This is a genomic window from Arthrobacter sp. P1_A5, assembly GCF_056406825.1.
The window spans coordinates 1-14868 of the sequence record NZ_JBFTZL010000011.1 but is presented as its reverse complement, the minus strand read 5'-3'; the positions used below and the strand labels follow the sequence as shown (position 1 = coordinate 14868).

The window sequence follows — 14868 nt, the reverse complement described above, 5'->3', positions numbered from 1 at the left end:
ACTTCGTGGATCCCCAGCGGGAGCTTTGTCGAACTTGCCAGCTTGCTGCAACCTCGCGACGAAAGGCCCCCAAGCCATTATGTACTGGGCACCGGTTCAGGGTGGTTACGACGTCGCAGCCAAAGCGGATGTTGCACAGTGGCAGGAGCTCCCAATCTGAGCAGCGCTACCCGCAGCGAAGCCCGGCACTATATAGTCTGGCCCAACGCGGTTGCTAGCCGTTCAGGGGGAATGGAAGCCATATGTCCGAAATGACAGAATCCGAAGTCGCGACCCGCTTTGCTGTTGATTGGGCCGGCAGTCCCGAACTTCGGGAGTCGCTTGAACGCGAGCAGAGTGAAACTATTAACTCGTACGCCGCCAAACCCAAGTTACTTCTGGAGCATTTCAATGAAGAGGACGGTTACCGCGCCGGAAGCTATGGGCAACGGCTCATTCCAGAACTCATACAGAATTCAGCCGATGCCATGTCTGGGCCTTCAGCTGGGCGGCTTCAGTTACTTCTCACCGACAACTATCTCTATTGCGCCAACGACGGCGATGCGCTCAACGAAGACGGAATGATCGCAATCCTGAACTCCCACATGAGCGGCAAGAGTAATGACGACCTTGGGCGGTTCGGTTTAGGGTTCAAGTCCGTTTTGGCAGTGACAAGCAAACCGGAAGTCATCAGCCGGTCCGTCAGTTTCTCGTTCGACCGAGAAATCTCAAAGCAGCGACTCGGCGCGACTGGGCTCCACGACGAGCGCATCCCTTTGCTCCGCTTGGGATGGGCCTTGGATCCTATGTTGGCCTTTGAAAACGATCCTGACCTTGCCCAACTCGCTGACTGGGCTTCTACGATTATCAGACTCCCATTGGAGGCTGGCCCCGAGCTGGCGGAAAAGGGCATCGCGGCACTCGAGCCAAACATCCTCTTGTTTATGCCAATGGTCCGCACGCTTACAGTCACCCGACGCACCGCGCTTGAACAGTCAGAGCAAGTGTTGGCGGTGGCAACTGGCGCTGACGGGTGGGCCACTATCAGCCGCAATGATCACCAGCATTCGCGCTGGCGTGTTCACTCCAAAGTCATTTACCCGTCTAAGGAGGCGCTGGCAACCGTTCCCAAAGCGATCGCGCGCCCGAAGATTCTCCTGTCATACGCTGCTCCGGAAGAGACAACCAGCCGCGGCCATTTCTCTGCCGTGTTTCCGCTCAAGGATCAGACCACCGCTCGAGGAATCCTCAGTGCGCCGTGGCACATCAGCGACGACCGCACCGGCCTTCTTGTTAGCAAGTTCAATGACGAGATCATTTCGGCCTTCGCGGAGCTCGTTCTTGAAACGCTCTCTTTCTTGGGGACAGCCGAGGATCCGGGTCGGTCACTTGAGTACCTACCAGTGGAACCGGCGGACACAACATTCCACTATGACCGGGAGCTGTCCCGGCACATCCGAGCTATCGCCAAGGACTATCCCTGCGTGCCTGATTGTAGGGGGCACATGCAGAGGCCAGGGAGTATCCGACTACCGAATTTGGACTTGAAGCTGACAGAAGACCACGTGAAATCGTGGTCCGCCAGCCGGCACACACCGGACTCTTGCGCACATTGGACCTGCTACCGCAATGACACTCGCCGCGCTCGTCTCCGCGGCCTGGTGCGAGGCTTCGGCGCCAAACAGCAGAACGAAACACGGCTTTCCGAGTGGCTGGACCTGATGGTGCGGCGATCTGATCACCAATCCTGCCTTGATGTACTTTTGCTTCTGACTACTTTTGCTGACGAGAAGTTGGTGTCCCAGGGATCCAAGGTCCTCGCAGTTCCGGCGTCGGACGGGCGGCTGTCAAAAGCCGATTCCACTGACAACGTCTTTATTGCGGCCGAGCTGCCGGAGGCCCTGTCAGGCGTCCACCGTGTCCATGCTGATTTCTTGGCCTTACCCGGAGCGATAGATTCGCTCGGAACTCTCGGTTTCCAGCGTCTCACGATTCAGCGGCAGCTCGGCCTCCTGCTGGCACGGAATAAAAGGTCGTGGACGCACAAGGAGTGGAACGCTTTCTGGCAAACAGCCAGCCAGCTTCCAAAGGAAGAATCAGTGACGGCTCTCTCAGAGCACTGGGGCATCCGCCCAGATCTACGCGTTCCTGCTGGCGACGGAACGTGGCGGATTCCCAAGAGAGTGATCGCACCGGGTCTGGTTTCGCCCCGAAATGTTTCCATTACCGTAGAAACGCATTTTGCCGCGGAATGGGGGTCGTTACTGCCACGGATTGGCATCGCCGAGAGCCCGGGCATCATCGACATCCAACGTCTCACAGACGACATTGTGTTCGATGAATATCGCCAGCTTGCAGACAGGCTGTATGAGGAGCAACACAAAAGCAGAAGCCCATATCTGGAGTTCGATCAAGAAGAGGCCGTAGGGCCGCTTTGGCCGCTGACCGCGTTTAGAAACGAACAAGACTGGGAATCCTTGGCACGGTGGACGCGGAGCCTCCTAACAATTTCGGCCAAGGACGTATGGCATTATTTACCATACTTCTCGCGCAACGAGATCGGTGCGAAGTCCGTAGTTGTCGAGGCGCCCCATCTTTGGGCTGTCAGCAAGTACGGCTCGGCTCGAACAACGTGGGGGGAACGCCCGCTTACGGGTTCGGTCGCTAATACTTTGATGCGATACGGGGCGCTTCTTCCGGTCGCCACGGAGCCGGAATTCTCCACCAGCTCCATGCCTTCTGACCTCAACGAGGTACCGCCCGATTTGTTCGGTGAGAGCCTCGCTCGAACGACCGTTGAATCCGACGCGTGGGTTTTCGGTGAATTCCTCGCGGCAGCATGCCGTTCGCTAGGCAACCAAATCGACGACTACGATATTGCCGCGTTAATAGCTCGCAGTTCGACGAGCCTCAGTGATCAAACAGTCCTCGTCGTGCGTTCTCAAGCAGAAGCGGAACTAGTGGCTGGAATTGGCGTTCCATTTGTCGCTTGCCACCGTAGTCAAGACCACGAGGATCTGATCAGACACAAGGCGTTTGCTGATCTTCGAGCGGGTCTCGCACTCACAGTCCTCACAGAGGGCGCGGGCATACCAGAGGCGGTCTTCGACCGCTTCGGCAGGCTTCGGACTCATCCCAGGACTCGGGACGCCCTGAAGTCAGTCAGTTTGGTGCAATGCAAGACAATACAATTTTCGTGGCAATCGAAAACCGGCACCCGGTCAGTCTCTGCGGACTCAGCGCTGGACAGCGATGTCCTCTTCGTTTCCGAAGATCTATCAGACTCGGAAATTTTGCGGCGACTCATTAGTGCCACGAACCTTGACCTGGACGCGCGAAGTCAGGAAGGCATACTCCAGTCGTCGTTGAGCATCGAAGCCGAACGCCGCAGGCGCCGGTGCAGAGAAGTCGATGACATCCCGTCCAAGCTGAACGCACTCGTTTCAATTGAAGCTATGAAGAGAATGCTGCCCGCGGGGCTCATCGATCTCATCGAGGCATCAGACCCGGAAGGCGAGTCGCGCATTCCTCAGCTATTCAGCAGCGTCTTCGCAGAGTCGGCCTTGGAGGAGTTGTCGAACGAGCTCGCGTCCCTTGGATTTGAGACTCCCTATAGGTGGAGCGGAAGCACAACGGCACGGCGATTTGTCCTCGACCTCGGTTTCCCTGTGGAATTTGCTGGCGAGCCCGGCAAACCGCGGGAACCCCGTATCTCCGTTCCAGGCTTTACCAAAATCGAACCGCTTCATGACTACCAGCGCGAACTGGTCGACGAGGTCAAGGCCTTGGTGGCGTCCAATGGAAGGGGTATGCTCCACCTTCCCACTGGCGCGGGCAAGACTCGAACGGCCGCCCAGGCCGTCGTCGAAATGATCAACTCCCACGACATCAACTCGGCGGTACTTTGGGTTGCTCAATCTGATGAGCTGTGTGAGCAAGCACTGCAAACGTTCGAGTCACTGTGGAGGGCTCTTGGTGACGATCGTCGTTTGGACATCCACAGATTTTGGGGAGTCAACGATCTCGGCGAGGACCCCGGGGGCGGATCCCGCATTGTCATAGCGACCGACGCGAAGCTGGCCAAACAAATCGGAGAGGGCTACAGCCGGTGGCTTCGACGAGAGATATCCCTGGTCATCGTTGATGAGGCCCATTTAGCTATGGGTAAGAACTACGACGTATTCCTAAGAGCGCTGGGCATCAACGAGAACGAGTGCGCCCAGCCACTATTAGGTCTTACAGCTACGCCTTTTAGAGGAAACAACATGGCTGCAACTTTCGAGCTGGCGGCCTTCTTTGGGCACCGGAAGCTCGCCATGAGGGCGGCGGATCCCCTGGCGGAGTTGCAATCGAGAGGAATATTGTCGACCGTCATCCACGAGATCCTTCCCGGGTCCCGGGTGGAATTGCTGGGCGACGAACTGAGCCGATTGAAATCACAGGGCCTTATCCCTCAAAGCGTGATGAGTCGTATCGCGCAGGATCAGAACAGAATGCGGACACTTCTGGAACACATCGTTGGGCTGCCCGACGAGTGGCCAGCGTTAGTCTTCACTCCGTCAGTTCAATCGGCCCGAATCCTCGCCGCGCTGCTACTAATTCGAGGCATATCGGCCGTTGCGTTGAGCGGTGAGTCTTCGCCGGCCGTTCGCCGAAGGGAGGTTGAGAAGTTTCGCCGCGGCGAAACTCGCGTCCTGGTGAACTGCGATCTGCTCACGCGCGGCTTTGATGCACCCAACGTCCGCGCCCTCTACGTTGGCAGACCAACATTCAGTCCTAATTCCTATCTGCAAATGGTCGGTCGGGGCCTACGAGGGCCAGCCAACGGAGGCAGTGAAGAGTGCTTGGTCGTGAACTTCACCGACACTTTTGGGGAGTTCGGTGAGGATCTGGCGTTCAAGAAACTCGACTTTCTGTGGGGCGGCGATCAACCACGTTCGACTAGCCGCGATCGAGAACCTCCGGTGCCACCGGCCCTGACGTCACAGCCAGAGCCGGCCGTCGCGGCAATGGAAAGCACGAACTCTAAACCGCGAAGAATCCGACAAAGCCGCCGCTCGGATCGAATGTATATCCATGACGGCTGCAATATAGTGCACGAGTCGAAAGATGCCCGGTCCCAATGCAACGTCCGAAGGCATGCCGCAGCCCAGTCTGAGACCAGCTCGGGCCGGGACCACGCGCGCGCGACGGCGGCACCACGTGCTGGCGGATACGAGCACCCCGGATGCTCAAAGGTGCACGCGACGCGGGAAGAGCGGACCAGGTGCTCAACACGTCGAAATGCAACCTCACAAGCCGAGGCAAAGTCTGCGAGAAAGCGCGACGTTTTCTGAGCTTGCAAATCCCCCGCCGCCCGCGTCGCGTCTGCGGGCCGAAATACATACCGCCGCGTACTGTGCTTAGAGCACAGTCGCTGGCTGAGACAAGAAAAGCACCCAATGTCGTTTGATAGCCCTATCCGGGACCTTGAGGCGCTACTCAAGGACATTGACACTGGCAAGATTCAGCTCCCTGACTTTCAGCGGCCCTGGAAGTGGGAGGTCGATCGAATCCAGAGTCTCCTCGCCAGCATTGCAAAGGGATTCCCCGTTGGTGTGGTCATGACGCTGGTGACCGGGTCAGATGAGGTCAACTTCGCCGTGCGCCCCCTCTCAGGCGCAAGGGCCTCAGGCACTGAACCAGACTTCCTCCTCCTGGACGGCCAACAGCGACTGACGTCCCTATATCAGTCCCTGTTCAGTCGGGATCCGGTCGACTCCTGCGATCCGCGCGGAAAAGTGATGAGGGGGTACTTCTACATTCGAGTGAAGGAGTCGCTGGATCCAGACTTGGACATGGAAGATGAAGCGATCTTTTTCGTTAAGGAAGATCGCGTGGTCCGCACCAACTTCGACCGCGACATTGTTGCGGACTACTCTGACCTGAACAAAGAAATAGCCGCTGGAGTATTTCCGCTCAACAGAATTTTCGATACGCCGTACATCCGGAAATATAGCCGTAAATTCGACAGTGGGCATCCCGACTCAGGCGATCTACTCGACGAGTTCTTCGACGGGCCTCTCAAACAGCTTTCTGAATACAAGGTGCCCGTGATCGAGCTGTCGAACTCAACGAAACGCGAAGCCGTGTGCACCGTGTTCGAGAAGGTCAACACTGGCGGTGTGGCTCTCAACGTGTTTGAACTTCTGACAGCAACCTTTGCAGCGGGGAGCGCCGACTTCCGACTCAACGATGACTGGACCGCCCGCAAGAAGAAGATGGCCGGACTTCGACCGGTCTTGTCCGGAGTGGAAAACACAGACTTCCTCCAGGGCATCAGCCTGCTTGCAAGTCGCAAGCGGCGCCTGAATCACCCGGGCGACACCGATAAGCTCCCGGGAATCACGTGCAAAAGAAAAGACATCCTGAAGCTCTCACTTGAGGACTACATCGAATGGGCAGACCGGCTGACTGATGCCTTTGTTTGGGCGGGCCAGTTCATCAACAATCAATTCATCTTCAGGCACCAGGACTTGCCTTATCGCACACAGCTGGTTCCATTGGCTGCGATACGAGTAGCACTAGGAAGCGAGGCAGACTTGCAGGGCATCGCCCGGTTGCTCATTCGCTGGTACTGGAGCGGAGTTCTGGGAGAGCTATATGGTGGCGCAGTGGAGACTAGGTTCGCCCGCGACCTTGAAGAAGTCGAGGCATGGGTGCGCGGCGGCAGTGAGCCAGGAACAGTCGCTGGCGCATCTTTCAATCCCGACCGACTTCTGACGCTCAGGACACGGAACTCGGCGGCCTACAAGGGAATCTACGCCCTCACCATGCGCGGCGACGTAAAGGACTGGGTCTACAACCAGACTATAAATCAAGGCACGTACCAAGATTTTGCCATCGATATTCACCACATCTTTCCACAGAAGTGGTGCGAAAGTCAGAAGATCGAAAGCTCTCTTATTCAAAGTATCGTGAACAAAACACCAATTTCAAGTGTCACAAACCGATTCATTTCGGCAAAGGCGCCAAGTAGGTATGTCGAAGAATTAGCCAGTCGTGCGCAAATCACCCAAGCAGACATCCAATTATCACTGACAGCGCATCACATAGACGTTTCCTATCTTCTTGACGATGACTTCCCCGGGTTTTTCGAAAATCGGCGAGTGCGACTCCTTCACTTGATTGAAGCGGCCATGGGGAAGCCGGTTCTAAATACTGAGTTTCGGACCGAGGAAGAGTTTGAGCACCTAACTCAAGATGAGTATTTAGAGTCCTCTCAAATTTGACGTGGAGCCGCTTGGCCTTTTCATCCTCCACTTGCGGTAAAAAACTGAAGCTTAGGAACCTTGGTGAACCCGGATTTTAGCGACTCAACTAAACAGCTGGCCAAAGAGATGGCTGGATACATATGCAGCAATCCCGCATGCTTGAGACTCTGCACTGGAACACTTGACCCATACGCTCTCGGAAAGACTTACATTGGCGAGGTAGCTCATATTTCTGATGCTCGCAAGAATACGGCGAGATGGGAGGAGGACAAGGATAACCAATATCGAGCACTTATCGATAATGCGCTTTTTCTTTGCCGTAACTGCCACGGTTTAATTGATAAGAATGGTGGCAAGAACCATTCAGTCGCTTTGCTGCAAGGGTGGCGGACCGCTCATCATGAGCTCATCCGCGAGGCGCTCACCGGCAATTTTCGACTAGCCCACAAGTTGAAGGGGCAAACAGCCAAAGCAGCCCAGGTTCAGACCCTTGCCGATCACTGCGCGGGGATGCGTGCGCTCCGGGATGACCCCGGGGCCGAGGTGATGCAATGGGTGGCTGACTCATTTCTAGAGCTAAAGAAATTGGCCACTTCACTCCACGCTCATTTTTCTGGCGACATGAGGGCACGGAAGGACCTCGACGGCATAGTCCAATCGTGTAACGCCATACTGAGCGCACTGGTCGCGCAAGGGGCGGGAACTCCGACTACAATTGCACTCGACCGGGCCCAGGTTTCCGTTCTTTTGCTTGGGCGTCTTCAGGTTGGATCGTGTCTACAGGATCTCTGTAACTACATGGGGATTCCAATGCCAACTAGCCTTGATCACCTCAGCGATGCCGTTCCGCGGAAATATTTCTAATCCGGATGGATCGCAGATGTAGACGGCTCCAGATATGCGACTATCCGGCCACTTGACCTTTGACCCCGAACGAAGTGTTCAGGGCGTTGTCCGCCTGCCCTCTACGATCTGCCTGATGAAGTGTGGGCGGAGAACGGCCCCTGCGGGCGCTCGAGGCGCGCTTCGACTCGAGGCGCGCCTCGATTTGAACCGCTGCGGCGTTGTGACGCACCGGGGGCCGACTTTACGCCACCCCCCGCCGGAGCCGGGAGACGCTCCTGGTCGACACTGAACACGAACCACAGGAGGGGGAGCCTTGAATACTGGGCGAGCTGGCCTGCACCTTCGATCACGAGATTGGTTCTGCCATGAACCCAACCAGCCGGAATGAGCTGTTGCATTGATACTGTTACGTGAGCAATCACGCCGACTTGGGGAGAAGTTTTGAAGGTCTTTGTTAGCTGGTCCGGCAGTCGCAGCAAAGAAGTTGCGGGGCTCGTAAAACAGTGGGTGTCGCAGGTATTCCAAGGTACTGAGGTCTTCATGAGTGATCAGGACATCAAGGCCGGCACGAACTGGTCGGAGCGTATCAAGAGGGAACTGGCGAACACCACGGTGGGCATCATTTGCATGACCCCTGAAAACCAGGATGCCAAGTGGATAAACTATGAGATGGGCGCCCTCTCCAAAGAGGTCAAAGACGGCGACAGCCGGGTGATTCCACTGTTGATCGGATTTAGTGGCACTCAAGAGATTGGCCAGCCGGCCGCGTCTCTGAATATGGTCATGCTCGGCGCTGCTGGCTTTAAGAAGATCGCGACCTCGTTGAACGACGTTTCCGAGATTAAGAGGGATAAGCCCGATCTTGATCTAGTTTCGGACATGTGGTGGGAACAGCTGGGCAGTCCGATGGAAGAGGCAGCCAAGAAGTCACCTCCGGGAGAGCCCGAGCCCAGGAGTGAAGGCGCTATGGTTGCAGAGGTTCTGGAGACCGTCCGTGAYATTGCAAAGCGAACTCAGGATCACAACGCATCTAAACCAATGAAGCGTTTCCATGAAGCTGACTACAACATCATCTCGAAAATCGCGGCAGAGGCTATCGGTGATAACTTTGGGTACCGATCGAACGAGTATCATCAAGGATATCGCGCCGTCATTAAGACCGAGCGATCGATTTCCACTGACGTCGCTATCAGTATCGCCACAAAGCTTAGGGTTATCTTTCCGGAAATAGATCTTAGCTTTGAAACCATGGACGACTACGACCTTGAGACTTACGCCGAATATGAGGCTGAAGCAGAAGCAAGAGCTCTGGAGTCGTCTCTTGAACAGGGCGAGCGTTGAGGAACCAACAGGGGCAATTCGTTCAGCCGCACTTCGCCCACTGAGCAATACCTGCGCCCTTGTCGCGCCGACAGCCAGCGTTGACGTCTTCATTTTCAACGGCGGTGTCGCCCCGGGTCCGAACCGAATCCTCACGATCGGACACGATAACAAAACACCCCGCACCCTTGCCGCCAGTCGGGGTGAGTCCGAGGAGGAACTAGGCGAGACGACGGAGGTCGTAATCGCGAAAAGCCGGGTTGGTGGCTTAGGGAAGCTACCGCTGTCTTAGGGGCGAACCGCCGTTGCCGGAGCCGGATATGCCTGTCGGTCTCCGCCACCTGGACCGCGTTTCCCCTTCGTTTACGAAACGCAACGCGATCCCCCACCCACGCCTTAGTGTTGTTCCTGCACCTAACGAAACCGTTTACGTAAACCGTTTTCCGAAACCGATTACGTAACCGGCGCAGCAGATACCAAAGGCACCCTGAGGGAGGATGAGCAGTGGTCACCATCCGCGATGTCGCCAAGCACGCCGGCGTCTCCCCTGCCACCGTCTCCCGGGTCGTCAACGGGCCCGTCGGCTATTCCGACGAAACACGGGAGCGCGTCGAAACAGGGGTCAAGAGCCTGAGCTACGAAACTGACCACCTCGCCCGCGGCCTGAAGACCCGGCAGACGTCCGTGATCGGGCTCCTCGCTCCCATAGTCTCCGACGCCCTCGCCTCGCAGGTTATGCAGGGTGTGGAGGAGGAAGCCCAGGAGCGCGGCTACGCCGTGATGCTGGGCCGCACCGGCGCCAAGTCCGCCTACATCGCCGGCTACCTCCGGACCCTGCGCACCTACCGGGCCGCCGGCGTCATCCTCATCTCCGCGGTGATCACGCCGGAGACCCGGCAACTGCTCGGCACCAACGTCCCCATCATCTMCGTGGCCATCAGCGACAAGTCGGGCTCCCCCAGCGTGGCGATCGACGACGAGCAGGCAGCCTACGACGCGACCCGTCACCTGCTGCGGCTCGGCCACCGCCGCATCGGCCTGCTGACCGGCGACCCGGCGTCGATCCACGTCGCCCAGCCCCGGAAACGCGGCTACCTCCGCGCCATGACCGAAGCCGGCTGCCCTCCGGTCACCGCCACCGGCAGCTTCTTCTACGAAAGCGGCGCCGCCGGGGCCGACGAGCTGCTGCAGCAGGAACCCGGCCTCGCCGCGATCTTCGCGATGAGCGACGAGATGGGCGCCGCCGTCGTCAACGAGCTGCAGCGGCGCGGGCTCCGGGTGCCGGAGGACGTCTCCGTCCTGGGCTTCGACAACACCTCCACCTCCCGGCACGTGAACCCGCCGCTCAGCACCGTGGCCCAGCCGCTGGAGGAAATGGGACGGATGGCCGTGAGAAAGCTGCTCCGCTCCCGCGACCTGGGCCGCAAGATCATGCCGCACCGGCTGATCGTGCGCGGCTCCACCGCCCCGCCCGGCACCCCGGTACCGCGTCATTGCCTACCCGTTTCGCGGCATCGTCCGTGGGCTCCTCCGGGCTCGAAGCGACGGTCAGCGCCGTCGCCGACCTCGGTCCACGACTGACGGTGTCCTTGAAATATGCCGAAGACTGCCTCGGGCAGGACGGAGTCGCGGCCCATCGCGTACAGCAGGATGGAGGCGCTGGCCTGCGCAGCGTGGCCGGAGGCGAACTGCACCAGCATCGGCCGGCCAGGAACACCACGCCGAACGGCTGCCCGCCTATCTGCAGGGTGGTGAAGCTGGCGGTATCGGCAAAAGCATTGCGAAGGGCGCGCCCGGCCAGGCCGGACGCGCCCTCAGCGTGCACCCGCGACGTGGGTCCACAGCACCTGATTCAGTCGATGAGCACCGGGGCCTTGGCAGGCTCCGAGGAGTCGACACGGGGCAAAACCTTCCCGTTCCGGTGGTGAAGCCAGTTCGCCACCGCCAGGAGCGCCACGAGGGCGAAAGTACTCAAGAGCTGGGGACGGGAGTCCTCGCCGATGAAGCCCACCGTGAAAATCGCCGCGAGGATCAGGAGACCCATGCCCGTGAGCCACGGGAAGCCGGGCATCCGCAGGGGAAGCTCCGTTCCCTCGCGGTCGGCGCGGAGGCGCAGCGCCAGCTGGGCGAGGAGCGCGGAGGTCCACACCAGCAGGCACGTCGAACCCACGATGTTGAGCAGGACGGGCAGGACCTTCTCGGGGAAGGCCAGCTCCAGCACAACCGTGACAACGCCGAAGGCAACGCTGGCCAGGACCGCGACAACCGGAACCCGGGCCTTGGACACGGAAGCGAGCAGACGTGGCGCTTCGCCGCGCTCGGCGAGGGAGAACGCCATCCGGGAGGCGCCGTAGAGGTTGGCATTGAGGGCGGAGAGCAGTGCGGCCACGGCCACCAGGGTGATGGCGGTGGCGGCGCCGGGCATGCCGGCCGCATCCAGCACCGCGGCGAACGGGCTCTTCAGCCCCGCCGAACCCACGGGAACCACGGCCGCGATGACGAAGATCGCACCGATGTAGAAGACCAGGATGCGCCACAGCACCGTGCGGACCGCTTTCTTCACGCTGCGGGCAGGCTCGGCGGTCTCAGCTGCCGCCACGGAAACGATCTCGGTGCCGCCGAACGCGAACGCCACCACGAAGAGTGCCGTGGCAATACCGGCGAAACCGCTGGGTGCGAAGCCGGCTCCGGTGAAGTTGGCCAGGCCCGGCGACTGGACGCCCGGCAGCCAGCCGAAGAGCAGGGCAGCGCCCACCAGGAGGAACCCGACGATTGCCGCCACCTTGAGCAGCGCAAACCAGAACTCGAACTCGCCGAAGTTCTTCACACTGGTGAGGTTCACCGCGGTGAGCACCACGATGAACACGAAAGCCATCAGCCACACCGGCAGGGCCGGGAAGATGGTGGCCAGTAGTCCTGCCGCACCCAGCGCTTCCGCGGCGATGACCACCACGAGCTGCAGCCACCAGAGCCAGCCCACCGTGGCACCGGCCACCGGCCCGTAAGCCTTGGCGGTATAGACGGAGAAGGCACCGCTGTCCGGATTAGCGGCGGCCATCTCGCCGAGGGCCCACATCACCAGGATGATAAGGGTGCCGGCCACGAGGTAGGAGATCAGCACGGCCGGGCCGGCAGCCTGGATGCCGGCGCCGGAGCCGATGAACAGGCCCGCGCCGATGGCGCTTCCGAGCCCCATCATGGTGAGCTGGCGGGGTTTGAGTGCGGCGCCCAGTGGGCGGCCAGACGTCATTGTCTGTTGTTCCATGAGGAGTCCTCTGGTTTCTTGGTGGAACGGATGGGGTTTCAGGTCAGTCGGTTTCTCAGGCTGCGTGGGCTTCCAAAACCCGGAGCACGCGATCGTTGGAGGCGGGGCCGGCAACGGTGATCCGCACACCGTCCCCCTGGTAAGCCCGGACCAGGATGCCCGCGCGGTCAAACGCGGCCACCAGCCTCGCCTGGAGCAGCTCATCCGCACGGATCCACAGGAAGTTGCCCTGGCTCGGCTGCAGTTTCCAGCCCTGGGCTTCCAGGTGCGCGGCCATCCGGGCGCGTTCCTGTTTGACGGCGGTCACCCGCGCTTCCATCTCCTCCCCGGCGTCCAGCGACGCGATGGCAGCCTTTTGGGCCAGCGCGCTCACCGAAAAGGGAAGGGCGGTCCGGCGCAGTCCCTCAGCAATATCGGGCGCCGCCACGGCGTATCCCACGCGCAGGCCGGCGAGTCCGTACGCCTTCGAGAAGGTGCGCAGGACGCAGACGTTCGGGTACTGGCGGTAGAGCGCCAGGGAATCGGGGCCGCTGCCCGCTTCGGCGTATTCCACGTAGGCCTCGTCGATCACCACAAGGATGTCGGAGCGGACGGACCGCAGGAAGGCCTCGATACGTTCATGGCTGATCGGTACGCCGGTGGGATTGTTGGGGGTGCAGAGCAGGATGACCTTCGTGCGGGCAGTGACGGCCGCGGCCATGGCGTCAAGGTCGTGCCCCTCAGCGCCGTCCAGCGGGATGCGGACCGGCTGGGCGCCCGCCAGCTCCACCAGGATGGGGTAGGCCTCGAAGGAKCGCCAGGCGAAGATCACTTCATCCCCGGCGTCGCACAGGCCGGTGATGATCTGCTGGAGGACGCCGACGCTGCCGGGGCCCACCGCCACTTCTCCGGCCGTGACACCCAGGTGCCCGGCGAGCCGTTCGCGGAGTTCGACGGCGGCACTGTCAGGGTAGCGATTCATGGTGCCGGCCGCTGCGGCCACCGCTGCGGCGGCAGCGGGCAGTGGCTCGTAGTGGCTTTCGTTGCTGGCGAGGGCTGCAATGTCCATGCCGGCGCTGCGCCGCCCCGGGACGTAGGGCGGGAGGCCGGCCACCGCGCCACGAAGGGTGGGGAGCGCGGTGTCCGGTGCGGTTAGGAGCTGATCACGGGTCATGAAGACCGATCATGATTGTGACCCCKCGCACATTGCAAGATACCCTCGACGCATTGGGACTTCTGCTCAACTTTAACAGTCTGTGGTGAAAATATGACCATCCCGAACCCCCGCGCCCTGGATTCCCTCGACGGCAGGATCATCCTGGCCCTCGACAAGGACCCGGAAGCCAGTGCCTTGGCACTCTCGCGGACACTCGGCGTCGCACGGAACACGGTCCACGCCCGGCTGGGACGGCTCGAGCGCAGCGGCGCCCTCCGCTCCTTCAGCCGGAGGCTGGATCCCGCCGCGCTTGGCTATGACCTGATGGCTTTCCTCTCACTGTCCATCAGCCAGACGCGAACAGGCGCGGTGGAAGACGGACTCGCCGCGATCCCGGAGGTCATCGAGGTGCACGCCACCACCGGGGACGCGGACCTCATGGCCAAGGTGGTGGCCCGCAGTACGGCCGATCTCTACCGCATCACCAACGAGATCCTGGAAATCGAGGGGATCCAACGGACCAGCACGGCCATTTCCGTACTGGAACTCATGCCGCCCCGCTACGACGGCCTCCTGAGCCGGCTCTCCGAGCAGGAATCCCGCCCTTCGAGGTAAATCCAGGTGACGCACGCCACAAGTGGCATATTTTCAGTTGCGTCCGCCCACTTCTGCCAAATATCCCAATCCAACTCGGCTCTCTTGCCTATCTGTGAACCAGCCCACAAGATTCCTGCATGACTTCACTTACCGTCTCCGGCCGCGTGGCGCAGGTTCTCAGCAGCTACCTCAGCGATGTGTTCGGCGTGATGGGCAACGGAAACGTCTACTTCCTGGACGCCGCGGAAAAGCTGGGCCTCCGCTTCTCCCCCGTTCGCCATGAAGGCGCCGCCATCGCCGCGGCCGACGCCTACTACCGGACGTCAGGACGCCTCGCCGCGGGCACCACCACCTACGGCCCCGGCTACACCAATGCCCTCACCGCCCTCGCAGAGGCGGTCCAGGCGCAAATCCCCGTGGTGCTGGTCACCGGGGACGCTCCGAGCAGTGGCGCCCGGCCCTGGGACGTGGAC

9 protein-coding genes are annotated in these 14868 nt (G+C 60.2%); 7 read left to right on the top strand and 2 right to left on the bottom strand.

Annotated features, from left to right (window positions below):
• Window positions 1-242 precede the first annotated feature (242 nt).
• The 5 genes from AC1D1S_RS04220 to AC1D1S_RS04200 all read left to right on the top strand — a co-directional run bounded on the left by AC1D1S_RS04220 (window position 243) and on the right by AC1D1S_RS04200 (window position 10979).
• On the top strand, window positions 243-5315 hold the full coding sequence (locus tag AC1D1S_RS04220) for a DEAD/DEAH box helicase (protein WP_476993807.1): 5073 nt from the start codon (window positions 243-245) through the stop codon (window positions 5313-5315).
• A 105-nt stretch (window positions 5316-5420) separates the two neighbouring features.
• The gene (locus tag AC1D1S_RS04215; protein ID WP_476993806.1) at window positions 5421-7250 is read left to right on the top strand and encodes a GmrSD restriction endonuclease domain-containing protein; all 1830 of its coding nucleotides are present in this window, start codon (window positions 5421-5423) and stop codon (window positions 7248-7250) included.
• A gap of 63 nt (window positions 7251-7313) precedes the next feature.
• Window positions 7314-8096: a hypothetical protein gene (locus AC1D1S_RS04210; RefSeq protein WP_476993805.1), complete on the top strand. Its 783-nt coding sequence runs from the start codon at window positions 7314-7316 to the stop codon at window positions 8094-8096.
• Between the two features lie 423 nt (window positions 8097-8519).
• Window positions 8520-9419 (top strand): toll/interleukin-1 receptor domain-containing protein, encoded by a 900-nt coding sequence (locus AC1D1S_RS04205; RefSeq protein WP_476993804.1) that lies wholly within the window; start codon window positions 8520-8522, stop codon window positions 9417-9419.
• 483 nt (window positions 9420-9902) lie between these two features.
• A complete protein-coding gene (locus AC1D1S_RS04200; RefSeq protein WP_476993803.1) occupies window positions 9903-10979 on the top strand; it encodes a LacI family DNA-binding transcriptional regulator in 1077 nt (358 codons plus the stop codon).
• A gap of 271 nt (window positions 10980-11250) precedes the next feature.
• Here the strand turns inward: AC1D1S_RS04200 and AC1D1S_RS04195 are convergent, their stop codons facing one another.
• Both AC1D1S_RS04195 and hisC read right to left on the bottom strand, forming a co-directional pair.
• A complete protein-coding gene (locus AC1D1S_RS04195; RefSeq protein ID WP_476993802.1) occupies window positions 11251-12663 on the bottom strand; it encodes an amino acid permease in 1413 nt (470 codons plus the stop codon).
• 55 nt (window positions 12664-12718) lie between these two features.
• On the bottom strand, window positions 12719-13816 hold the full coding sequence (gene hisC, locus AC1D1S_RS04190) for a histidinol-phosphate transaminase (protein WP_476993801.1): 1098 nt from the start codon (window positions 13814-13816) through the stop codon (window positions 12719-12721).
• A gap of 93 nt (window positions 13817-13909) precedes the next feature.
• Between hisC and AC1D1S_RS04185 the strand changes: the two genes are divergently transcribed.
• Both AC1D1S_RS04185 and AC1D1S_RS04180 read left to right on the top strand, forming a co-directional pair.
• Window positions 13910-14413 carry an Lrp/AsnC family transcriptional regulator gene (locus tag AC1D1S_RS04185; protein ID WP_476993800.1) on the top strand — a complete coding sequence of 168 codons (504 nt, stop codon included), beginning with the start codon at window positions 13910-13912 and terminating at the stop codon, window positions 14411-14413.
• Window positions 14414-14532: 119 nt separating this feature from the next.
• The coding region (locus AC1D1S_RS04180) for a thiamine pyrophosphate-binding protein (protein ID WP_476993799.1) at window positions 14533-14868 on the top strand (336 nt) is incomplete at its 3' end.